Below are 22,714 nucleotides of genomic sequence, written 5' to 3' on the forward strand. Positions count from 1 at the left end.
TAAAGCCAACAAAAAATAGCTAAGAGCAGGTTAACCAGATGGTCCGGTCGCGCCAAGTCGGCATTCTCGCCGGCGTCCTGATGGGCGTGTCCTCCTCGGTGCTCGGCCCGGCGCTGCTCGGCGCCGCGCTCGTCGCGCCCACGCCGGCGCGGGCCTTCTCGCTTTTCGGCTTCCACCTCTGGGGCGCGGAGGAGAACGAGGACCGGATCGAGGTCATCGATCCCCTGCCCTATGACGTCGTTTTCCGCCTCGACCATCCCGAGGAGGGAGTCAAGCGCGCGGTCCAGAACGCCTCGGCGCTCTGGACCAACCGCGACGATCCGGCCTCCGGCAAGGCGGGTCTCATCTCCCGTGCCAAGGGCGACTATCGCCGCCTGCTCGCCGCGCTCTACAACGCCGGCTACTACGGGGGCGAGATCAGCATCACCCTCGCCGGTCGCGAGGCGGCGGATCTCACCCTCGCCGTCGATTTCCCCCGGCCCGTGCCGGTCGTGATCACGATCCAGGCCGGCCCGGCCTTCACCTTCGGGCCACTCGCCATGGTCAATCCGCCGCCGCGAACCGCGGCGCGACGGCAGCGCGGGCCGACGCTCGAATCCATCGGCTTTCAGACCGGCCAGCCGGCGCGGGCGACGGTGATCGATCGCGCCTCGGCGCTCTCGGTCGCCCAATGGCGCGACAAGGGCCATGCCAAGGCGCGCGCGGTCGACAGCGACGTGGTGGCGAACCATGTCGACAACCGGCTCGATGTCACCCTCGCCTTCGATCCCGGCCCGGAGGTCTGCTACGGCCCGCTCGCCGTCGTGGGCCGGACGCGGGTCGATCACGACTTCATCAAATTCATGACCGACCTGCCCGAGGGCAAGCGCTTCAACGCCAGCGAGATCCAGGATTCGCAGGCCCGTCTCGGCCGGCTCGGGGTCTTCCGCTCGTTCCGCGTCGAGGAGGGCGAGGTGGTCGGGCCGGACTGCGCCATGCCGCTGACCGCGCGGGTGGATGACCGGGCGCCGCGCACGATCGGCTTCGGCGGCACGCTCTCGACCCTCGACGGTCTCGGCGTCGAGGCCTACTGGGTGCACCGCAACCTCTTCGGCCGGGCCGAGCGGCTGCGCTTCGACGCGGGGATCTCGGGCCTCGGCGTCGCGGCCACGCCCGACGATCTCGACTATACCCTCGGTGTCGCCTTCACCAAACCCGGAGTCGCCCGGCCCGACACCAATTTCGTCACCGGCGCCCTCGCCCGCCAGCTCGATTTTGACACCTACCGCGAGCGTTCGGTCTCGGGCTGGATCGGCTTCACCCAGCAGTTCGGCAACCGCCTGACAGGCGACCTGGCGGCCAACGCCTCGCGCGCGCGTTACGAGGACGTGTTCGGCACCCGGCATTTCACCATCTACGGCCTGGTCGGCAATATCGCCTATGACGATCGGAACGACCCGCTGAACGCCACCCGCGGTTACTTCGTCGCCGCGATGGCCCAACCGTTCTACGAGGCGGTCTACAACCACCCGGCGATCCGGGGCACGATCGAGGGCCGCGTCTATCATTCGCTGGTCGGCCTCGATCGGTTCGTCCTCGCCGGCCGCGCCAAGTTCGGCACCTACTGGGGACCGTCGGCGGCCGAGAGCCCGCCGGACCTGCTCTACTTCGCCGGTGGCGGTGGCTCGGTGCGGGGCTATGCCTATCGGTCGATCGGCGTCGAGATCCCGAATGTCAACGACAGCGGCGAGTCCGGCGTGGTCGGCGGCCGCGGCCTGTTCGAAGCCTCGGCCGAGGCGCGCTTTCGCATCAACGATCGCTGGGGCGCGGCCGGCTTCGTCGATTCCGGTCTCGTGACCGAGAATCCGAAGCTTTCGGGCAATACCGACCTGCGGTTCGGCGTCGGCGGCGGCATCCGCTATTTCACCGGGCTCGGGCCGCTGCGCGTCGATCTCGCGACACCGGTCGATCGTCGGCCGGGGGATTCCTGGATCGCGCTCTATATCGGCATCGGGCAGGCGTTTTGAAACGGCTGATCGCCCTTGTCTGCGTGTTGTTCGCGGTCGGCATCGCCGCCCTGGCCCAATCGGAGAACACGAGCGACGACAACGGCTTCGTGCTCAACATGATCCAGAACCAGCTGTCCGCGCCGGGGCGCAAGATCGAGCTGACCGGCGTCTCGGGGCTGCTCTCCTCGCGCGCGCGGGTGCAGGGGATCACCGTCTCCGACGACAAGGGACCATGGCTCCGCGTCGACAATGTCGAACTTGACTGGACCCGCTCCTCCCTGCTGCTCGGCCGGCTCAACATCAACCGGCTGAGCGCGGAGAAGATCACCTGGCTGCGCCTCGCCGAGGCGACCCCGCGGTCGACGCCCGAGGCAAAGCCGTTCTCCCTGCCCGAACTGCCGGTCTCCGTCCGGCTGCAGGCGCTCGATATCCAGCGCTTCGTGGTCGACGAGGCGGTGGCGGGAACCGGCGCCGAGATCAGCGTCGACGGGCATCTCAACCTGGTGGGCGGCGCGCTCGACACCGAGCTCGCGGTTCGGCGGCTCGATCCGCCCGGCGGCACACTCGACCTCGCCGCCTCCTTCTCGAATACGAGCCGGCAGCTCGCGCTCGATCTGCGGCTTGTGGAACCGAAGGGCGGCCTGCTCTCCAAGCTGCTGCGGATCGAGAACGAGCCGGCGCTGGAACTCAGCCTCAACGGCCGGGGTCCGCTCGACAACGTGGACGTGACCTTCGCGCTCGACGCCGACGAGGCGCGCATCGCCGGCGGCACCGTCGCGCTGCGTGCCAAGGAAGACGGGCTCGGGTTCAACGTCGATCTCAGCGGCGCCCTCTCCCCGCTCATTCCGCCGGCCTATCGCGACTTCTTCGCCGGCGACAGCGCGCTGCGTGTCGAGGGCGTGCGCAAGACCGGTGGCGGGACGCGGGTCGACACCATGTCGCTGCGCGGCGCGGTCCTCAGCCTCGACGGCCATCTCGACACCGCGGCCGACGGCTTCCCGCGCAGCCTCGGCCTCAGCGGCACGCTTGGCGACCCCGCCGCGGCGCCGGTGACCCTGCCGGTGCCGGGCGGGCGCACCACCCTCAATTCCGCGCAGATCTATGTGAATTTCGGCGGCGGCACACGCTGGAACGGTATTCTCGTGCTCGACCGGCTGACGGCCGGCGATATCGAGATGGAGGACGTCACGCTGAACATGGGCGGCGTCGCGCGGAACCTCGACGATCCCGCGACCCGCGCCGTGACGATGAACGTCGAGGGTCTCGCCACCGGCGTCTGGGCCGCCGACCCCGATGTCGCCCGCGCGCTCGGCACCCGGATCGACCTTTTCGCCGACGCCGCGCTGCCGCCGGGCGGACCGGGCCACATCCGCCAGCTGCAGATCAGCGGCAACGGCCTCTCGATCTTCACCGCCGGCACCATCGAGGACTGGGTCTATACCGGGCGCAACGCGATCCGGATCGACGACATCACCCCCTTCGGCGGCCTCGCGGGGCGCGACCTCGGCGGCGCGGTCGATTTCCGCGCCAATGGCAGTGTCAGCCCGCTGAGCGGCGGCTTCGATCTCGCGCTCGACGGCACCGCGACGGACCTCCGCCTCGGCGATCCGCGCATCGACAACCTGCTGGTCGGCGAGACGATGCTCGCCGGCCAGATCGCCCGCGACGAGGCCGGCATTCGCACCGAGGGCCTGCGCCTCGGCAACGCCCAGGTCACTTTCGCCTCGGACGGCCAGATCTCGACCAACCGTACCGACATCGGCTTCACCGCCAGCGTGACCGACCTCGGGTTGATCGACCCCCGCCTCGGCGGCGCGGCCAGCGCGCGCGGCACGGCGCGCGGCGGCGCGGGCTCGGTCGCGGTCACGCTCGACGCCGAAATTCCCGAGGGCCACCTGCTCGACCGCGCGCTTGTCGGCGCGGGTCTCGGCTTCGACGGCACCGTCGCCGGCGGCGCGGTGAATGGCGCGATCACCGGCCACGCCCAGCTCGACGACTTGCCGGTCAGCCTCGCGGCGGACATTCTCAGCGAGGGCGACACCCGCGCCCTGAACGGCCTGCGCCTCGCGGTCGGGCCGAACACGCTGGCCGGCGACATGGCACGCACCGGAACCCAGCCGATCACCGGCGCCGTCGCCCTGCGCGCGCCGGACATCGCGCCGCTCGCCGCCCTCGGCCTCGTCGAGGCGACGGGCGCGATCGAGGCCGACCTGACGCTCGGACCGGCGGCGGTCGGCCAGGGCGTCACGCTGGTCGGCAAGGGCCAGGACATCGTGGTCGGCGCCAATCGGATCACCCGCCTCGCCGTGGACGCGACCGTCGCGGACGCGCTTGGCCTGCCGATGGTCAACGGCGGGCTCCAGGGCAGCGACATGGCGCTCGGCGGCGTCGAAATCCGCGCGTTGGACGCGCAAGCCCGGCAGCTCGACCAGGACCGGATGACCTTCACCGCGACCAGCCAGCTCAAGATCGGTACGCTCGCCGACCTGTCAGGCTCGGTCCAGCGGCTGAACCCCGGCTTCGCCGTCACGCTCGACCAGCTCTCGCTGCGCCAGGACCAGCAGAGCGCCGAACTGACCGCGGCCTCGACGATCACGCTCCGCGAAGGCGCGGTGACCCTCACCCCGCTCGTCCTCGCCTTCGGCGGCGGCGGCGGACTGACCGCGCAAGGCGCCGTCGCCGATCAGGTCGATCTCACGCTCGACATCCGCGACCTGCCGCTCGCGCTCGGCAACACGGTCGCTCCGCGGCTCGGCCTCGGCGGCGTGGTGAACGGCGCGGCGCGGGTGACCGGGCCGCGCGCGACGCCGAACATCGACTTCCGGCTCGCCGCCGCCAATGTCGAGGCCGCGACGCTGCGCGGCGCCGGCATCCCGCCGCTGACGCTGAACGCGACCGGCGCGACCAAGGGTGACCGGCTGCGCCTCGACGCCGCGGTCTCCTCGACCAACGGCCTCGCCGCCAATGTGACCGGCACAGTCCCGCTGGCCGAGGGCGCACTGGACCTCGCGCTCGATCTCGACGCCTTCCCGCTCGCGCTCGTCGACCGCGTGGCCGGCCGCCAGGGCCTCGCCGGCACCATCACCGGCACGGGAGCCATCACCGGTACGCGCGCCGCGCCGATCGCTCGCTTCGACCTGCGCGGCACCGGCGTCACCGCCCGCCCGCTCGCCAGCAACGGCTTGCCGCCGCTGACCCTCGCCGCGGCGGGTGGCTTCCAGAACCGGGTGCTGACCATCGACCAGGCCACCGCCTCGGCGGCCGGCGGGCTCGACCTGACCGGCTCCGGCCGCGTGCCGCTCTCGGGGCCGGGCCTCGACATGCGCGCCTCGGGCGATGTGCCGCTGTCCCTCGCCAACACGCTCCTCGCCCAGCGCGACGCCCAGGCCTCCGGCGTGATCCGCGTCACCGCCACCGTCGCCGGTTCGCTCGCCGCGCCGCGCATCTCGGGCACCGCCGCCATGAACGGCGGCACGCTGGTCGATCCGCGCACGAATATCCGCCTGAACGACGTGACCCTCGACCTCTCCGTCGCCGACAACGTGCTGCGACTGCGGACCGTCCGCGCCGACGTGGCGGCGGGCGGCCGCGTCTCGGCCTCGGGCACGCTCGGCCTGACCGGCGGCATGCCGGCCGACATCGAAGCGCGGATCGACGACGTGCGCTATACCGACGGCACCTTCGTCTCGACCCGGCTCGACGGTGGCCTGACCGTGCGCGGGCCGCTGCTCGGCGGTGGCGGCGTCGTCGCCGGGACCATCGATCTCGGCGAGACCGAAATCTCGGTCGCCGAGGGCCTCGGCGCCGGCGCCCAGGCGACGCTGGAGCAGGTGACCCACTACCGCCCTCCGCCCGGCGTGCTGCTCACGCTGGAACGCGCCCAGGTCGGCGCCCCGAACCCGCCGCGACCGGCCGGCCGGACCGACCTCACGCTCGATGTCCGGATCCGGGCGCCGCGGCAGATTTTCGTCCGCGGCCGCGGTCTCGACGTGGAGCTCGGCGGCGAGATGGTGGTGCGCGGCACGCTGTCGGACATCCAGCCGGTCGGCCAGTTCACCCTGCGCCGCGGCCGGCTCAACATCCTCGGCCAGCGCCTCGACTTCGAGGAAGGGTCGCTGCAACTGGTCGGCAATCTCGATCCGCAGATCAACTTCGTCGCGCGCACCGTCTCCGACGATGTGACCGCGACCATCACCGTCGAGGGCAGCGCCTCGTCGCCGCGCATAATCCTGTCCTCCGAACCGGATCTGCCGCAGGACGAGATCCTGGCGCGGATCATCTTCAACCGTTCGGCGGCCAATCTCTCGGCCTTCCAGCTGGCCCAGCTCGCGGCGGCGGCGGCGGAGCTCGCCGGCGGTGGCGGCAACGGCCTGCTCGATCAGCTGCGGAGCGCCACCGGGCTCGATGATCTCGATATCGTGACCGAGGCCGACGGTTCCACCGCCGTCCGCGCCGGCAAATACATCGACGACAACATCTATGTCGATGTCCAGACCGGCAGCGACGGTGTGAGCCGCGCCCAGATCAACCTCGACATCAACCGAAATCTCTCCGCGCGCGGCTCGGTCGCAAGCGACGGCAACACGACGCTCGGCATCTTCTTCGAGCGCGATTACTGAGCCTCGCGCCCGGGCCGCCCTCGCGCCAGCCCACGCCATTCGCTGTTGCTTTTCCCGACCCGCGCCGGCACATTCCCGACGCATTCAGTCAGCGATTGCCCGGAACGAAGGGGAACCCATGAAGCTTTCGCACCAGACGCTCGCCCCCGCGGTGACGACAGCCATCGCCCTCGCGACTCCGTGGCGACGCGGGAATTCCTCGCCAACCAGAATTTCGGGTTCCCGGTGGTCGAGGGCGTCGAGATGAGCCCGGTCGCGGCGGCCGACGGGCCGTTCAAATCCGACAGGCTGAACCTCGGCATCCTCGGCGGGGACCAGCCGAAGGCGCAGGCGATCTTCAATGGAGTCGGCTTCCCCTGACGGGGCGCGGGCCGGGCGCGCCGCGTTTCGCCCCGGCCCATGCACGACCGGATCCCCACAAGACCCGCCGGCTCCCCACCCGGCGGGGAGCAGGTTTGCCACGAGAATGCCCCCCAGCGATTTTTCGTCCGATCTCGGCCGGCATGGTGACCGGTCGGCGCTCCTTTTCGCCGACCGGCCGCCGATCGCCTATGCCGAGCTCGAAATCCGGGTCGCCGCCCTCGCCGCCCGTCTGGAAGGCCACCGTCTGATCGCGATCGAAGCCGCGACGGAGCCGGAGCCGATCGTCGCCTGGCTCGCCGCGCTTCGCGCCGGCGTCGCCGCCGCGCTGCTTCCCTGTGAGCCCGCGACCCGCGCGGCCTTCGCCGAGCGCTTCCGCCCCGACGCGACGCTCCACCGCGCCGATGGTTGGCGCCTTCGCGAGACGCGCCCCGGCCCGGCGGTCCATCCCGATCTGGCGCTGATCCTGCTCACATCCGGCAGCGGCGGCCAGGCCAAGGCGGTCCGCCTGTCGCGCGGCGCGGTATTCGCCAATGCCTCGGCCATCGCCGCCGCGCTCGAACTCGGCGCCGGCGACCGCGCGGCGCTGACGCTGCCGCTGGCCTATTCCTATGGGCTCTCGGTGCTCAATTCCCATTTCGCCGTCGGCGGCGGCGTCTTCGCGGCCGGCTCGATCCTCGCTCCGGGATTTCTCGACGATCTCCGGGCGTGGCGCTGCGCCAACCTCGCCGGCGTGCCGCTTTCCTTCGACCTGCTCGAATCCATCGGCTTTCGCGGCGCGGACCTGCCGGACCTCCGCCTGATGACCGCCGCCGGCGGTCGACTCGCACCGGACATGGTCCGGCGCTACGCCGCGCATATGGCGGCGCGCGGCGGCCGCTTTCACGTGATGTACGGCCAGACCGAGGCGACCGCGCGCATGGCGATCCTGCCGGCGGAGCTGGCGGAGCGCTTCCCCGATCGTGTCGGCCACGCCATTCCCGGCGGCGCCTTGTCGCTCGTCACGCCGGATGGCGCGCCGATCACCACGCCCGAGACCGAGGGCGAGCTGATCTATCGCGGCCCGAACGTGATGATGGGCTATGCCCAGGACCGCGCCGACCTCGCCCGCGGGCCGGAGGTCGCGGCGCTGCGCACCGGCGATCTCGCGGTGTGCGACACGCGCGGCCTCTACCGGATCACCGGACGGCTGCGGCGGATGTCCAAGATCGCCGGCCGCCGCCTCGGTCACGACGCGCTGGAAGCGGCGATGGCCGACCGCGGCCTCGCCGTCGCGATCGTCGGCGACGATTCCGCGCTGCTCGCGATCCACGGTCTCGACCAGTCCGGCGCCGAGGTGCGCGCGCGCCTCGCCAAAGCGGCCGGCCTCACCCTGAGCCATGTCCGGACCCTGGCCCTGCCGAGCCCGCCGCGGCTCGGCAACGGCAAGCTCGACTACGAAGCCCTGCGCGCCCACCTGCCCGCGCGGCGCGCGCCCGAGGCGCCGCCGCGATCGGGGATCGCCGAAGCCTTCCGCGAGACCTTCCACCCGCGCGTGCCGGGTCCGGCCGACAGTTTCGCCAGCCTCGGTGGCGATTCCCTCCGTCATGTCGAACTCTCGCTCGCGATCGAACGCCGGCTCGGCCATCTCCCCGACCGTTGGGAGACGACGCCGCTCGCCGAACTCGCCCGCCTCGCGCCAGCCGCGCCACGTAACCCGCGCGGCATCGGCGCCGATCTCGTGATCCGGGCGCTCGCCATCCTGGCGGTGGTGGTCCAGCATGCGACGCTCTGGCCGGTTCCCGTCGGCTCGGCGGCGATGATCGTACTGATCGGATTCGGCATCGGCCGCTTCCAGCGCGTCATGCTCGCATCTGGCGAGATCGCGCGCTTCCTGCGGCCGGTCGCAACCGTTCTGGCGCCCTATTATCTGCTGGTCGGCGCCTATGCCCTGGTCTGGGGAACCCTGCCTTGGGCCTCGGTCCTGCTCGTCGGCAATTTCGGCTTCGCCGACCCGCCGCGCCACGACATGCTGCCGTTCCTCTACTGGTTCGTCGAAGTCTATGTCCAGATCATGCTGCTGACCGCCGCGCTGTTCCTCGCACCGCCGCTGCGCGCGGCGGCGACGCGCGCGCCGTTCCGCCTCGGCCTCGGCTTTCTCGCCGTCACGGTCGCCCTGCACTTCGCGCTGCCCGAACTCTGGCCGATCGGCCCGCGAAAGATCTTCTCGCTGCCCTGGGTGCTCTATCTCGCCGCCTTCGGCTGGTGCGCCGCGACGGCGGAACGCGCGGGGCAACGCTGGCTCCTGCTCGGTCTCGCGCTGCTGGTGATGCCCGCCGTCGCCTATGATGACGGCAACTGGATCGGATCCTGGATGCGCTATGGCGCGCAAGTGCTTGTGATCTCTTGCCTGCTCTTCGCACCGCGCCTTCCCGTGCCGGGATGGCTCGCGGTCGCGCTGTTGCCGGTCGCGGCCGCCAGCTACCACATCTACCTGCTGCACCGTTTCGCGCCTGAACTCCTGCTCGCCCCGCTGGAATCCCGGCTGCCGGCCTGGGTCTTCACCCTGCTCGCCATCGGTGGCGGCGTCGCGCTCGGCCTCGTCGCCCATCGCGTGTCCCGCCGCCTGCGGCGCTGGCTCGCGTCTCCGTCGCCGCGCCCGCTGCCGGCGGAATGACGTCCTACCGTTCGGAAACCGCCGCCGCGCCCCGCGCCGGGAACATGGCCCCCGCCAGCCCGCCAAGCACCCGCGCCGCCAGCCGGTCGCCCCGCGACAGCGCCGCCCGGTCCGGCGCGCGATGCGTGATGTCGATCGGGCCTTGCGAGAAACGGTCGGGATTGCCGTTCAGCGAGTGATAGCCCGCGCCCGGCGCGAACTCCGCCGGCCCGGTCCAGGCGACACCATCGAACCGCGAGCCGATCCGGCCTTCGATGGCGCGGAGCGTCGCGCGCGGCGCTCCGCAGAAACCGGCGTAGTCGACGAAAGCCACCGGTCGGCGCGCGCCGACCGCGCGGGCGAAATATTCGGCCTTCAGCCAATCCTCCGCCGCGCGCGCCGCCGACAGTCGCTGCATGTCGGCGCCGAGGCCGCGGTCGAACTTCCGCGACCGCCAGGAGGCGATCACGTCGCCGGGATCGCGCCGCAGATGGATGAACAACGGTCCATCGAGGCAGGAGAGCAGAAAGGCCCGCGGCCCCGCCTTGGAACTGTCCACCACCACCCGCTTGCCGGTCACCGCGCCGATCGCCGCGACCAGCGCAAGCTGCGCCTCCAGAAAGCACATGACCTCGGCCTCACCCAGCACCCGCTCCGGCCGCATCCCGCGCCGCCGCAGGAAGCCGCTGCGGCTGACCCGCGCCTCGAGCGCCGCGAGTTCGCCCAGCCGGTCGCCGAGGCCCGACGCCGCGAGGATCGCCTGCCAGGTGCCGCAGTCCGCGAAGCGCGCGCCGCAGGAACAGGTGATCCGCTCCGGTGGCAGCCGCCAAAGCACATGCAGTTCGCCAGCGGCGAACACCCGTCCGTCCGCGTGCAACAACCGCTCCAGGAGCGTGCTGCCGCTGCGCCCCGATCCGGAGATATAGACGAGATCGGTCATCACTCCCTGCCCCATCCGAGCGGCCCGACCAGCGACCACCGCGCGGCGAGCGCGTGGAGCAGCATCGGAATCGCCACGCCGCAGGCGGTCGCGATCACCACGGTCGCGACGCCGTCGAGCCCGGCCCGCAGGCACAGCACCCGCGCGGCCGTGAGCACGAGGATATGCGTCACGAAGATCGGCATGGTCCGCCGCCCGACCAGCGCCAGCCCCGCCCCGCGTCGCTCGATCGCCTGCGCCGCCGCGAGGATCAGGACAACGCCCCCCGCCGCCGCCGGCAGGTACCGCGGGGCGAAGGCCGGATAGCCCGCGGGCGCCTGCCCGGCCGCCTCCAGCGCGAAGAGCACGGGCGGGATCATCAGCGCGAGGCCCACCGCCCGAACCCGCCAGTCGCGCGCCGCCGCCAGCGCGGCGGCCGGCGTGAAAGCCGTCGCGATCAGGAAGATGCCGACGAACCGGAGGTTGGGCAGCATCCAGCCGTGCAGGAAATACCCCCCGACCGCGAGCGCGCAGCCAAGCGCCAGTCGCGCGCCCGGCCGGTCGCGCAGACCCCGCGCGATCAGGAAGCAGAAGAAGAGGACATAGAGAAACCACATCACCGCCGGGGGGGCGTAGAGGATGGAGAGCAGATCCAGCCGTTCCACCCTGGTGTTGGTCACCCCGCTCATCGCGTAGTGCGCGCAGAGCAGGACGGCGCTCCACAGGAAATAGGGATGGATCACGCGCGCGCCGAGCCGCCGGGCGAAGGCCGCCGCGGGCTCGGCCATCGCGCCGCGGGCCAGCAGGCCGGAGAGGAAGAAGAACAGCGGCATGTGCACGGCATAGACCAGCGTCACGGCGAAGCGCCCGGCCTCGCCCGCGCCGACCGCGCGGCCGGTGCCGATCATCGCATGGCCCCAGACGACGAGGATGATCGCGATGCCGCGCGCGACATCTAGCGCGCGGCGGCGCTCGGCGGCGACGGGCGCGGTGGCCGGCCAGTCGGCGGCGAGGGCGCCGTCAGGCACGCCGCGCCTCCGCCGTCACGCGCAGCACCATGTCGCGCCGGCGCCACCAGAGAAACAGGCCGTAGCCCGCCGCCCCGGCGATGATCTCGGTGACGAGCGCCACCGCCGGCGCCGCCTCGCCGATCAGCGCGCGCGCACCGATCACGCACAGCGCCATGAGGGCGAGCCCGGCCAGCGTGTCCACCCGCGCCCGCAGGCGTCCCGGCGCGAAGATCGCGCGATTGAGCACGGCGATGGTGGCGAGCCCGCCGAACAGCGCGGCGGCGACCTGCGACCAGGCGATGGCGAGGATGCCATGCGGCCCGGTGACGAGGATCGCGACGAGGGCCGATCCGGCGATGACGGCCGTCAGCCGCGGCAGGAGGCCGGTCCGGCCGATGATCGCCAGCGCCGGCCAGGCCACCGTCGCCGGACTCTGGAACAGCCGCGCGATCGCCATCAAGGTGACGACCTGCGCCGACGCGCGCCAGTCAGGCCCGAGCAGCAGCGCGACCAGCGGCCCGGCCACCAGGGCCAGCCCGACGAAGACCGGCGCGACCAGCACCACCGCCTGATCGAAGAACCGCTCCACCCTGTCCGCCAGCCGCGCGCGCTCGGCGTCTCCCGCCGCCGGCAGGCTCGACCAGGCGAGCACGCGCACGGTCTCGTTCATCGCCTCGGACAGCGCGCCGGCGATGCGCGAACCGACGCGGAAAAAGGCGACGCTCGCCGGCCCGAGGTAGAAGCCGACGATCAGATCGACGCCGTAGGTGGTGGCGAAATTGATCATCGCCGAGGCCGTGACATTGCCCGACACCGGGAAGGCGGCCGCCGCGCGCGCCCGGTCCCAGCCGACCGCCACCGGCCAGCCCGCCGCGACCCCGAGCCCGAGGCAGAGCACCAGCGCCCGGGCGATCCGCGCCAACGCGAGCCCGAGAATGCCTAAACCGAGCGCCAGCAGCAGGAAGGCGAGCAGAAGATGCGCGATTTCCGCGACGATCAGCGGTTTCGCCTCGCGGTCCGGCTGGCGCCGCCGCAGCAGCACGCCCTCCCACACCACGGTCGGCGCCAGAGGCACCAGCGTCGCGCCGAGCATCAGCAGGCACAGGGGATAGCGCGGCTCCAGCCCCGCCTGCCACATCAGCGCCGCCGCGCCAAAGGTGGCGACCTGCGCGGCGAGCGCGCTGGCGATGGAGAGGGTCATCACCACCGGCGGCGTGTCGGCCTCGCCGACGATCACCGCCTCGCGCCAGCCGGCGCGGACCAGCCGGCGCAGGAACTCGACGCCCGCGAAGATCAGGACGAACTGGCCGAGCGCGGCCGGCGTCAGGAACCGCGCCCCGAGGATGAGGAGCAGTGCGCCGCCGGCCTGCGGCACGACGCGCGACGCAAGCACCCAGCCGCCTTGTCGCGCCCGGCTCATTCACGCCACCCGCGCCGGAACCGGGCGGAAGAGGCGCGGGGCGATGCGCGGTTCCAGCTCCGCCGTTTCCTCGGCGACGAAGGCGCGCTCGGCCGGCGAGAGCACATCCTTCCAGTAGTCGTTCACCGCGCGGGGATCGCGCTTGCGCGAATGCGGATGGCCGGAGGGGATGGCCGCCGCCGCGCGGGGTGCGAAGCGCGCGCCGATCTCGCGCGCCGCGCGGGCATCGACGGCGAGGCCGGCATGGGCGAAGATCGCGTCGAAGGCGACACCGGGCGCGATGGCGAGATTGCCGGTCGAGACGATCATCGCGCCGGGGCCGAGCGTCAGGCACATTTCGGCGCAGAGCCGCCAGAGATAGACGGCCGCCACGGTTTCGCGCCCCACCCCGTCGCCCGTGCGTGGCGGCGCGGCGCGGAGGCCGCCGGCGACGGCGCGGCGATGGATCGCCTCGACATCGAAGCTCCAGTTCAGCCGCTTGAAGCTCGCCGCGATCGCCGCCGCCGGGCGGTAGGTCACGATCACCGGCAGCCCGAGCCCGACCAGCGCCGGAACGCAGAGCAGCGCGAAGGGATCCTTCCAGATCAGCGTATCGGCCCAGGGTCGCAGCAGCGCGCCACGCAGCGAGGCGCGCGTCCGACTGCCGATCAGCCGCTTGCCGAGCGCCGCCACCCCGTTCTCATGCGGAAAGACGCCGGGGCGCAAGGAGAGCCGTGGACCGCGGAGGTCGTCGAGAAACTCCCCGAGCGCGTCCATGTCGAAGCCGCTGGCGCCTGGAATCGGAAACGGCACGCCGAAGCGCTTGTCGCCGGACTGGATGTTCATCGGCTCGTAGAGCGAGACCGAGCCGCGCCGCGCCGCGAGCACGTCGCCGACCACGGTGGTCCCCGACCGGGGGGCACCGGTCACGAGGACGATGCGCCGCTCCTCGGCGCGCGGGCGGAGAAGCGGGATCACAGCCGCAGGATCCGCTCGGGGTCGGCCCGACCGAGCAGCGCGTCGGCGAGCGCGAGCCAGTTGCCCCGCACGCGCCCGCGCCGGTCGACCCACGGCTCCTGCCGCAGCGCGCGCCAGTGGTTCGCCAGCACGTTCCGCGCGATCAGCCGCAGCGAATAGGACCGCCGCATCGTGCCCTTGCGCATCAGATAGAGCGGGTTCGCCACCTGCGAATATCCGAGCCGCACCCCGCTCGACCGCGCCGCCTTGATGCCGCGATGCACGCCCGCGAAGGCGTCGGTCTTGCCGAGACGCCCGCGCGACAGAAGCTGCGCGGCGAAATCGATATCCTCCTGCCAGCCATAGAGCGGCAGCCGCTCGTCGAACCGGGCGGCGCCGATCGCCGCCGCGCGATAGGCCATGTTGCAGCCATAGAGCCCGCGCAGGTCGAGGGTCGGCGCGCCGGCGGTCGGGGCCGCGTCATAGGCCGCGACCAGGCGCGCCGCCTCGGCATGGTCGATGCCGGCCGAATTGATGCCGTCCGCGATCAGATGGCCGTTCGCGCCGACATGGCCCGGATTGTCCGCGAAGAAACGCGTGATCCCCGCCAGCGCGAAGCGCGACGGCACATAGTCGTCGTCAAGAAAGACGAGGATGTCGCTCTCGCCCAGCACGGCCTCGAGCCCGCGGTTCCGCTGCGCCGGCAGACCGGGCGCGCCGGTCACCACCAGTGCCCCGGAATAGAGCGCCGCGGCTTCCGGCAGGTCCCGGCCCTCGACCACGGAAAACACCACCCGGGCCGGCCGCAGGGTCTGGCATGCCAGCGCGGCGCTGATCTCGGCGAGCAACCCAGGCCGGCCACGGCTGGCGATCACCACCGAAATCCGCGGCTCAGCGGACATTCGCGCGCTCCGACTCGGCGGCGATCACCTCCAGCAGTTCCTCGGCGGCGCGGCGCCAGGTGAAACCCTCGGCCCGCGCCCGGCCAATGGCCGAGCGCGCCTGCCACATGCCGGGATCGTCGGCCAGCCGCCGGATTCGCGTCGCCCAGGCGGCGGGCTCGTGCGTCGCGGCGTAGATCGCCGCCCCGCCGCAGATCTCGGGCAGCGCGCCCTCCGGCGAGACGATCGCCGGCGTTCCGAGCAGCATCGCCTCGAGCGGCGGCAGGCCGAAACCCTCGGTCAGCGAGGGGCAGAGATGGCAGAGCGCGCCTTCCAGCAGGCCGCGCAGTTCCTCGTCCGAGACGCGGCCGGCGAAAACCACGTTCGGCGGGACGCTGAGACCGCGCCGCTCGAAAGCCGCGCGATCCTCGCCGCCGATCAGGACGAGAGCGAGGTCCGCGAGCTCGGGCCGGGCGAAGGCCGCGAGCACGACGCCGATATTCTTGTGCGCCTGCGTACTGGCCAGCGCGCAGGCATAGCCCCTCGGCCGCAGCCCCAGCCGGTCGAGCACGCCCGCGTCGGCCGTCGGGCGCAGGATATGGTCCACGCCGTTGCGGATCACCGTGATCCGCTCGCGCGGGGCGATGCCGAAGCGCGCGATCTGCTCGCGCGAATAGGCCGAGACCGTGAGAATCCGCTGGTTCCGCCGTCCGAGTACCGGCAGCGCCAGCCGGTACCACAGCCGGAAGCCGCGGGAATAGGACCGTGGCGACAGATAGACCTGCGCGTCATGTACCATGGTGATCGCCCGCCGCGCCGCCAGCGGCCCGAGGTTGCACAGATTGACGAGAAGTCCGCCTCGCGCGTAGCGCGGCAACTCCAGCTGTTCCCACGGGATCCAGGTCAGCGCGCCGACCGCGCGCGAAAGGATGCGCCGCGTCGCGGCGTCGTGCACCGCGTTTCCCGGCACCAGGATCTCGATCGGGCGCTCCGGCGCGCGCCTCTCGACCAGCAGCTGATCGACGGCGCGTATCAGTTCGGCCGCGACGCGATGGACGCCCGAGCTCTCGGCGGACAGGAACTTGCCGTTGAAGCAGACCCGCCCCGGCACGACCGGAACGGAAAAGGTCGTCGGATCGGTCATCTTCATCGCCGGACCTCCGTCACGGCGCCGGGCCGCGCGAGCCAGCCCGCCACCCGCCGCCCCGCCGCGATGCCCGGCCGCTCGACAAAGGCGAAGAGCGCCAGCGACAGGGCGAAGGTCACCATCGGCGCGCCAAGCAGCAACATGCCGCCGAAGGCCGCGCCCCAGATCAGGATTACCGGCCCATGCGTGAGATAGACCGAATAGCTGATCCGCCCGAATGTCCGCGCCAGCGGATGCCGGCAGAGCCGCGCCTCGCGCAGCGCCGCGGACCGCTGGAACGCCCAGAATACCGCTACCGCGCCGAGCCAGCCACAGAGGCCATTGAACAGCGTGACCTTGGGGTGGCTGAAATACCCGAAAGCGACGACCTGCGACACGCCGACCGCCAGCGCGAAGGCGGCGAAGGCGATCCAGAGCCGGCGGCGCGACAGCCGGCCGTCCGCCGCCACGAAGGCCGCGTAGCCGAGCGCCGCGGCGCCAAGCATCGCGAACCGGCCAAGCGGTGGCCGGCCGTCGAGGAGCAGCGCTACGAGGCTCAGCGCGACCAGCGCGGCCGAGGCGGCCAGCGTCAGGGCAAAGGCATGCCGCTCGCCGCCGGTCAACATCACGAGGGCGAAGATCCCGTACCAGACGAATTCCAGCGACAGCGTCCAGGAGACGCCGAGCAAGGCGGCGCGGCCGGTGTATTCCTGGACCAGCGCCAGGTTGGCGACGAAGCCCGCCGGCCCGTCGGCGACGAGCGTTCCGCGCCACGGCTGAAGGCCGAGCGCCCCGAGGGCGACGACCGCCGCCAGCACGGTGAGATAGGCGGGGAATACACGGAACAGCCGCCGGACGGCGAAATCGGCCGGCGCGAAACCCCGGCGCACGCTGTGGGGAATGACGAAGCCGCTGATCAGGAAGAACAGCGCGACGCCGAAGATCCCCGGCCCGAGCTCGAGGAACGGCCGGAACCTCGCCGGATCGGCCCGCTCCAGGAGATGCTGCGCGAACACCGCGATGGCCGCGACACAGCGCAGGAAATCCAGGTAGTCGAGGCGCACGCCTATCTCCCGCCGGGCCCAGGGAGAAGGCGATCGGCATCGCGCCAGCTCTCCGTTATCAATTTCCTATCAATTCAGGGTTGAGTTAAGAATGTGTAACCCGACCAAAAGGCGTGACAGGGACTACCACGCATGGACATCGCCGCGATCCTCGCCTACTGGGCGCTCGCCGCCTGGGCGTTTTTCGGCCCGAACGGCCGGCGGCTCATCCATGCGTTCTTCGTCTCGCTGCCCTTCGGATCCTTCGCGGTGCTGTCGCCCGGAGTGACCGGCGGCCTCACCCTCACGCCGACGCCGATGGTGGCGCTCCTGATCCTGCTGCGCTGCCTCGTCCGGCGTGGCGGGCTCGACGCGTTGCTGACCGAGGCGCTGGCACGGCGGCGCATGCTCCTGCTCTTTCTCTTCTGGGTGATCGCGGCGCTGATCACCGCCTTCATGCCCCGGGTGATGGCGGGCCGCGTCGATATCATCCCGTTCCGCGGCGAGATGCTGGGCGCCACGCCGCTGCGACCCACGGCGCAGAACGTATCGCAATTCGCCTATCTCACCATCTCGGTCTTCGTCGCCTTCGCCTTCGCCGTGCTGCTCCGCGCGCCTGGAATGCGACAATGCGCGCTTCGCGCCCTCAACCTCGGCGCGCTGGCGACCGTCGTCACCGGGGCGCTCGATTTCGCCAGCACATGGCTGCCGCTCACGCCGCTGCTCGATCCGTTCCGGACCGCGACCTATGCGTTGCTCGTCACCCACGAGGTGCTCGGCGTCAAGCGTGTCGTCGGACTGATGCCCGAGGCCTCGGCCTTCGGCAGCCTGGCGGTCGGATTGCTTGCGATGCTCTGGTTCTTCCGCCGTGCCATCGCCGACCGGCGGCTGCGCGAGGTCCACGCGCCTATGCTCATGATCCTGCTGGCCGTGCTCGTCTGGCGCTCGACCTCGACCACCGCCTATGTCGCACTCGGCCTGCTCGGCCTGCTCGCCGCGCTCGAATGGTGCTGGCGCGCGCTCGCCGCCCGCCGCGGGGCGCGCGCGCGCCAGGGCCTCGGCACCGAGTTCGCCGTCGCCGGCGCCAGCCTCCTCGTCGTTCTCGGCCTGCTCGCGCTCGCGCCTGGGCTCTTCGACCCGCTGGTGGCCCTGTTCGACAAGATGGTGGTCCACAAGATCGGCTCGAGTTCGTTCGAGGAGCGCGGCCTCTGGACCGCGACCTCCTGGCAGGCGATGCTCGACACCTGGGGCGTCGGCGTCGGCGTCGGCTCGACCCGCGCCTCCAGTTCCGTGGTGGGTGTGATCAGCGGCACCGGATTCCTCGGGGCACTGCTGTTCTATGCCTTCGTGCTCCAGACGCTGTTCCGCCGGCCGGCGCGCGGCGATGCCGAAGGGGCGCTCCTCCTTCGCGCCGTGCGCTGGTCCTTCGGACCGATCTTCGCCACCGGCCTGATGATCGGCATCAGCGCCGATTTCGGCCCGCTGATCGCCTTCCTGTTCGGCCTCGCCGCCGCCGTCGCCCGCCGTCCCGTGGCCTCGCCGGTCAGCGAGGCGCTTCCGACCGCCGCGCGATGACCAGACGGCGCCTGATCGCATCGCCCTCGGCGGTAGTGCCCGCCGCGACGACGAAATCGAGCCGGTCCCCCGCCGCGAGATCAACCGGGAGATCCGGCAGCGCGAGTTCCGCGCCCGCGAAATCCGCGCCCCAGATCACCACGCCGTTCTTCTCGATCGCGAGACGCACGCCATCGCCCGCCGCCCCCGCCGGCCGCGACCAACGGGCGTCCACCCGAAACGTCCCGCCCTCCGTCGCCGTGAAGCGCTCGACCACCGATGCCGACCGGCCCGGGGTGACGCCGCCGTCGCGCACCGCGAGCGCCGGGGTCGCGGGATCGCCGAGATAGCTCGTCCAGTGCCAGTCCCGCCAGCCGAGCGGCGTTTCCTCACCGTCCAGCCCCCGGCGGAAGTAGCTCCAGGGCGCCACGCCGAACTGGTAGCGCGTATCGCCGACCACCTGCGTCGCACCGACCTCGACCGTACCGCCCTCGATGACGATCGGCCGATCGTCGAGCCGCTCCGGCGCCGCGATCCCGGCGCCATCGGCCCGGCGGACCACACCCTCGACCGCGAGCCGCTGACCCGCGCCCCAGGCCACGATCGGCCCGTCGCTCCCGAAGCGAAACACCTGCGCCAGAGGATCACCGCCCAGCCGGACCGGACATCCGGCGGCGAGTGCCCGCGTCACGAGGCCGAAGGCCCGCGCCGCCGGCTTCTCCGCGCCGCGCCGGTCATAGAGGCCCATGCCGCGGTAGTGCTCCTCGTCGCGCAGCGCGTACCAGGACGCGTCCGCCACCCCCGAGGCGGCGAGCAGCGTCGCCATCTTGACGAGATAGTCGGCCGAGGCCCGCGCATCGTCGGTCTCCAGCCCGAACTCGGTGGCATGGATCGGCTTCGGCGGCCCGAACTCGGCGATCACCTCCCGCAACCGCGCGATCTCGCGGTCGATGCCTTCCGGCGTATCGCGATAGGGGTGGATCACGATCCCGTCGAGCGCGGCCAGCGCGCCGGCCTCGCCGAGGTCGCGGAACCAGCCGATCGGCACCGAATGCGCCGCGCCGCCGAGGATCGGCATTTCGGGATGCCGCGCCCGGACGGCGCTTGCCAACTCGGTCAGCAGCGCGGCATAGGCGCCAGCGCGATCCGCCGCGGCGGGGCCGGTGACGGAGGCGCCGTTGGCCTCGTTGCCGATCTCGATCGCCCGAACCTCGCCGCCGACCTGGTCCACCGCCGCCGCGACGAAATCCGCGAAGGCGCGCCGTCCCGCGGGCGAATACGGCGGATCGCCGCCGTCATGCAGCGGATTGCGGCTCGCAAAGACCAGCGTCACCCCCATCCCGAGCGCCGTCGCCTGATCGAGGAAGGCGCGATCCCGCCGCGCCACCTGAAACACTCCCGGACGCCGTTCGGTGCGCGCCCAGGAAAGCCCATCGCGCAGGCCCGCCGCCCCGACCTTCCTTGCCAGCGCCAGATCGGACAGCGGCCAGCCTTGCCCGAAATGCGTCTGCGCCCCGAGCCGGAAGGCGCATTCCTCGCCCCACGCCGTCGTCGCCAGCATGAGGGCGGCGAAACAACACGCGATGCGATCAAACTGGCATGCGACCATGGGCGGGCTCCCGTAAACCAATGAGCAACATATCGGAAAGGTTTATGGAATATTGCCAGCGCATGCTGGGAACGCACGGGCAGATCCAATGAAGCAGGAGCCCAAGGGAATCGACATCCCTTTCGCGTTGCCCCGTGCAGATCTTCGCGATTCGCCGGGCGCCGACGAAGACATGATCTCCCTGCGCGAAATTGTCTCGACCATCTGGCGCGAGAAGTGGGTGCCGATGATCACCTCCATTCTCTGCCTCGTCGTCGCCATTGTCGCGGTCTCGCAGCTGGAACCACGCTATCGCGCCGCGGCCAGTGTGATGTTCGGCACGCAGAAGGCCAATGTAATCAACCTGCAAGAGATTCTCACCGACCCCGAATTCAGCAAGGACACGCTGCAGAACGAGGTCGAGGTGCTGCGCTCCACCAGCCTGATCGAGCGCGTGGTCGAGGAGATGCGCCTGCGCGAGGATCCGGAGTTCAATCCCAAGCTCGCCGCGCCCGGCCCCCGGCTGCCCGCCGTGCTCGCCAACGTCGCCCGCCGCCTCGGGCTGGAGGCGCCCCCCTCGCCGCCGGTCGGGCCGGAGGAAATCCGCCGCCGCGAGACGCTGACCGCGATCGACCGCGTGCTGGCTGGCCTGACGCTCAGGCCGATCGCCGGCACGCGCGTCATCGAGATCTCCTTCGCCGCCGACGATCCGCGCATGGCCGCCGGCGTCGTCAATACGATCGCCGACCAGTATATCGTCGATCAGCTGGTCGCGAAGCTGCAGACCACCCGTTCGGCGATCGACTGGCTGACCGGCCGCGTCGAGGAGGCGCGGCAGCGGTTGCAGGAGGCGGAGGAGGCGGTCGAGACGCTGCGCGCCAGCCTGTCCGAGACCGCCGGCCAGAGCTTCGAGCTGACCCAGCAGCAACTCGTCGCGCTCAACGCCGCGCTCTCGGCCGCCCGCGGCCACGCGGCGCAGGTGGCGGCGCAATATCAGCGGCTGACCGGCGCGCTGGTCGATGGCGCCGACATGGGCGCGATCACCGAATTTCGCGACTCGCCGCTGATCCGGAGCTATCGCGACGGCGAGAGCGAGCTGGCCCGCCGCCTCGCCACGCTCTCGGCCTTCCATCCCGAGCGCGCGAGGGTCGAGGCCGAACTCGCCGATGTCCGCGCCCGCGTCCGCGCCGAGGCCGAAAGCGTGGTGGCGGCCGTCGGCATCGACCTCGAAGCCGCCCGCGCGCAGGAACGCTCGCTCGCCGGCGCCGTGCGCGAGCTCGAGACCAAGGGTCTCGCCCAATCGCGCGACCAGGTGCGTCTGCGCCAGCTCGAACGCGAGGCCGAGGCCAGCCGCCAGCTTTACGAGGCGATGCTGAGCCGGCTGAAGGAGACTTCGGAACAGGTGGAGCTGCAGGAGGCAAACGCCCGCGTCCTCTCGCCCGCCGACGTGCCGCTGGCGCCCGAGAACAGCCGCAAGAAGCTGATCGTCGCCATGGCCGCCGTGCTCGGCCTCGTCTCGGGGATCGGCCTCGTCTTCCTGCGCGAGCAGCTCAGCGACACCTTCCGCGCCCCGCGCCAGATCCTGGCCGGCACCGGCCAGCCGGTGCTCGCTACCCTGCCCTCGATCGGCCGGCGCCGGACCCGGGCGGAGGTGATCCGGCGCCTGCGCGACCGGCCGGGCTCCTCGCTGGCCGAGGCGGTGCGCGACCTGCGGACCAGCGCGCTGTTCGCCGAGGGCGCGGCGCCACCGAAGGTGGTGATGTTCACCTCGTCGGTCCCGCGCGAGGGCAAGTCGACCACCGCGCTCCTCGTGGCCCTCACCAGCCGCCAGATGGGCAAGTCCACGATCGTCGTCGACTGCGATCTTCGCCGCCCGGCCGCCGCCCGCGCGATGCAGACCGCGGCCCGGCCGGGCCTGCTCGCGGCGCTGGCCGGCGCGGCGACGCTCGACGAGGCGATCCATGAGGAGCCGGACACCGGCTTGCATCTTCTCATGCCGCTGGACAACGATCCTCCGGGCACGGTCAACGCCGCCGACCTGCTCGCGTCCGACCGCTTCCGCGACCTGATCCGCGCGCTTTCGGCGCGCTATGACCTCGTGGTGCTCGACACGCCGCCCACCCTCGTCGTGGCCGATGCGCGCATTCTCTGCCCGGCCGCCGACGCGGTGGTCTATGTCGTCCGCTGGGACCATACACCGCGCGGCGCGGTGGCGGAGGGGTTGCGCGAACTCGCCGCGGTCGGCGCTCCGCTGCGCGGCGTCGCCCTGACCATGGTCAACGAGGTCCGAGCCGCCCGCTATCCGGTCGATGGATATGTCTACTATCGCGGGCGATACCGCGACTACTACGGCGCTTAGCGGGCCGGATTGGCCGGCTTGTTGTACCAAATCCGTTTGATTTCCTCACCTTCGCCCTTTCTCTCCGCGGACCTCGCGTAACCGCTCAAGGCGGCGTCCCTGTCGACGCCTTTGCCGCCGGCCAACAACGCCGGGGCCATTCGCGACGTCCCAGGCTTCCCTTCGCGATTTCGAGGTTACGCGAAATCGTGACGGGCGTGCCCTGCCGGGGCATGACCGTTTTCAACGGTCAAGCCGGGCACACCCGCCCCGATTCAACCCTCCCGGAGAAATCCG

14 protein-coding genes are annotated in these 22,714 nt (G+C 71.6%); 6 read left to right on the forward strand and 8 right to left on the reverse strand.

All coding sequences use genetic code 11. From position 1 onward, the window contains the following. The first annotated feature begins 38 nt into the window (after window positions 1–38). The 4 genes from Q0480_RS04480 to Q0480_RS04495 all read left to right on the forward strand — a co-directional run bounded on the left by Q0480_RS04480 (window position 39) and on the right by Q0480_RS04495 (window position 9,623). Window positions 39–2,006 (forward strand): autotransporter assembly complex family protein, encoded by a 1,968-nt coding sequence (locus Q0480_RS04480; protein WP_299131107.1) that lies wholly within the window; start codon window positions 39–41, stop codon window positions 2,004–2,006. Beyond that, the gene (locus Q0480_RS04485; protein ID WP_299131109.1) at window positions 2,003–6,607 is read left to right on the forward strand and encodes a translocation/assembly module TamB domain-containing protein; all 4,605 of its coding nucleotides are present in this window, start codon (window positions 2,003–2,005) and stop codon (window positions 6,605–6,607) included. Before Q0480_RS04480 ends, Q0480_RS04485 begins: the two co-directional genes overlap by 4 nt. 180 nt (window positions 6,608–6,787) lie before the next feature. Beyond that, on the forward strand, window positions 6,788–6,967 hold the full coding sequence (locus tag Q0480_RS04490; protein ID WP_299131111.1) for a hypothetical protein: 180 nt from the start codon (window positions 6,788–6,790) through the stop codon (window positions 6,965–6,967). Window positions 6,968–7,073: 106 nt separating this feature from the next. Then, window positions 7,074–9,623: an AMP-binding protein gene (locus Q0480_RS04495; RefSeq protein WP_299131112.1), complete on the forward strand. Its 2,550-nt coding sequence runs from the start codon at window positions 7,074–7,076 to the stop codon at window positions 9,621–9,623. Between the two features lie 4 nt (window positions 9,624–9,627). Here the strand turns inward: Q0480_RS04495 and Q0480_RS04500 are convergent, their stop codons facing one another. From Q0480_RS04500 to Q0480_RS04530, 7 genes are read right to left on the reverse strand one after another with little or no spacing between them, the layout of a single operon-like run. Further along, a complete protein-coding gene (locus tag Q0480_RS04500; protein WP_299131113.1) occupies window positions 9,628–10,542 on the reverse strand; it encodes a sulfotransferase in 915 nt (304 codons plus the stop codon). Then, entirely contained in the window at window positions 10,542–11,549 is a 1,008-nt protein-coding gene (locus Q0480_RS04505; RefSeq protein WP_299131115.1) for an acyltransferase family protein, read from the reverse strand. The genes Q0480_RS04500 and Q0480_RS04505 overlap by 1 nt, the downstream gene beginning before the upstream one ends. Further along, window positions 11,542–12,951, reverse strand: coding sequence for an oligosaccharide flippase family protein (locus Q0480_RS04510; RefSeq protein WP_299131116.1), 1,410 nt, complete (start codon window positions 12,949–12,951; stop codon window positions 11,542–11,544). Before Q0480_RS04510 ends, Q0480_RS04505 begins: the two co-directional genes overlap by 8 nt. After that, window positions 12,952–13,908 (reverse strand): hypothetical protein, encoded by a 957-nt coding sequence (locus tag Q0480_RS04515; protein ID WP_299131117.1) that lies wholly within the window; start codon window positions 13,906–13,908, stop codon window positions 12,952–12,954. Next, window positions 13,905–14,789 carry a glycosyltransferase family 2 protein gene (locus Q0480_RS04520; RefSeq protein WP_299131119.1) on the reverse strand — a complete coding sequence of 295 codons (885 nt, stop codon included), beginning with the start codon at window positions 14,787–14,789 and terminating at the stop codon, window positions 13,905–13,907. The genes Q0480_RS04515 and Q0480_RS04520 overlap by 4 nt, the downstream gene beginning before the upstream one ends. Next, complete coding sequence (locus Q0480_RS04525; RefSeq protein ID WP_299131121.1) at window positions 14,779–15,918, reverse strand: glycosyltransferase family 1 protein; 1,140 nt, start codon at window positions 15,916–15,918, stop codon at window positions 14,779–14,781. Before Q0480_RS04525 ends, Q0480_RS04520 begins: the two co-directional genes overlap by 11 nt. Next, a complete protein-coding gene (locus Q0480_RS04530; RefSeq protein ID WP_299131123.1) occupies window positions 15,915–16,958 on the reverse strand; it encodes an acyltransferase in 1,044 nt (347 codons plus the stop codon). The genes Q0480_RS04525 and Q0480_RS04530 overlap by 4 nt, the downstream gene beginning before the upstream one ends. A gap of 132 nt (window positions 16,959–17,090) precedes the next feature. Between Q0480_RS04530 and Q0480_RS04535 the strand changes: the two genes are divergently transcribed. Continuing rightward, a complete protein-coding gene (locus Q0480_RS04535; RefSeq protein WP_299131124.1) occupies window positions 17,091–18,512 on the forward strand; it encodes a hypothetical protein in 1,422 nt (473 codons plus the stop codon). Here Q0480_RS04535 and Q0480_RS04540 read toward each other — a convergent pair. Next, entirely contained in the window at window positions 18,481–20,100 is a 1,620-nt protein-coding gene (locus tag Q0480_RS04540) for a hypothetical protein (protein ID WP_299131125.1), read from the reverse strand. The two genes, Q0480_RS04535 and Q0480_RS04540, sit on opposite strands and share 32 nt — an antisense overlap. 172 nt (window positions 20,101–20,272) lie before the next feature. Between Q0480_RS04540 and Q0480_RS04545 the strand changes: the two genes are divergently transcribed. Beyond that, window positions 20,273–22,438 (forward strand): GNVR domain-containing protein, encoded by a 2,166-nt coding sequence (locus Q0480_RS04545; RefSeq protein WP_299131126.1) that lies wholly within the window; start codon window positions 20,273–20,275, stop codon window positions 22,436–22,438. Window positions 22,439–22,714 lie beyond the last annotated feature (276 nt).

Source organism: uncultured Amaricoccus sp. (assembly GCF_937891315.1).
Taxonomy (GTDB): Bacteria; Pseudomonadota; Alphaproteobacteria; order Rhodobacterales; family Rhodobacteraceae; genus Amaricoccus.

Bases quoted from the DNA above. Each gene is read 5' to 3' on its own strand.
- Q0480_RS04540 (WP_299131125.1), bottom strand. From the start codon at position 20,100: ATGGTCGCATGCCAGTTTGATCGCATCGCGTGTTGTTTCGCCGCCCTC.
- Q0480_RS04525 (WP_299131121.1), bottom strand. From the start codon at position 15,918: ATGAAGATGACCGATCCGACGACCTTTTCCGTTCCGGTCGTGCCGGGG.
- Q0480_RS04520 (WP_299131119.1), bottom strand. From the start codon at position 14,789: ATGTCCGCTGAGCCGCGGATTTCGGTGGTGATCGCCAGCCGTGGCCGG.
- Q0480_RS04535 (WP_299131124.1), top strand. From the start codon at position 17,091: ATGGACATCGCCGCGATCCTCGCCTACTGGGCGCTCGCCGCCTGGGCG.
- Q0480_RS04495 (WP_299131112.1), top strand. From the start codon at position 7,074: ATGCCCCCCAGCGATTTTTCGTCCGATCTCGGCCGGCATGGTGACCGG.
- Q0480_RS04545 (WP_299131126.1), top strand. From the start codon at position 20,273: ATGATCTCCCTGCGCGAAATTGTCTCGACCATCTGGCGCGAGAAGTGG.
- Q0480_RS04500 (WP_299131113.1), bottom strand. From the start codon at position 10,542: ATGACCGATCTCGTCTATATCTCCGGATCGGGGCGCAGCGGCAGCACG.
- Q0480_RS04510 (WP_299131116.1), bottom strand. From the start codon at position 12,951: ATGAGCCGGGCGCGACAAGGCGGCTGGGTGCTTGCGTCGCGCGTCGTG.
- Q0480_RS04480 (WP_299131107.1), top strand. From the start codon at position 39: ATGGTCCGGTCGCGCCAAGTCGGCATTCTCGCCGGCGTCCTGATGGGC.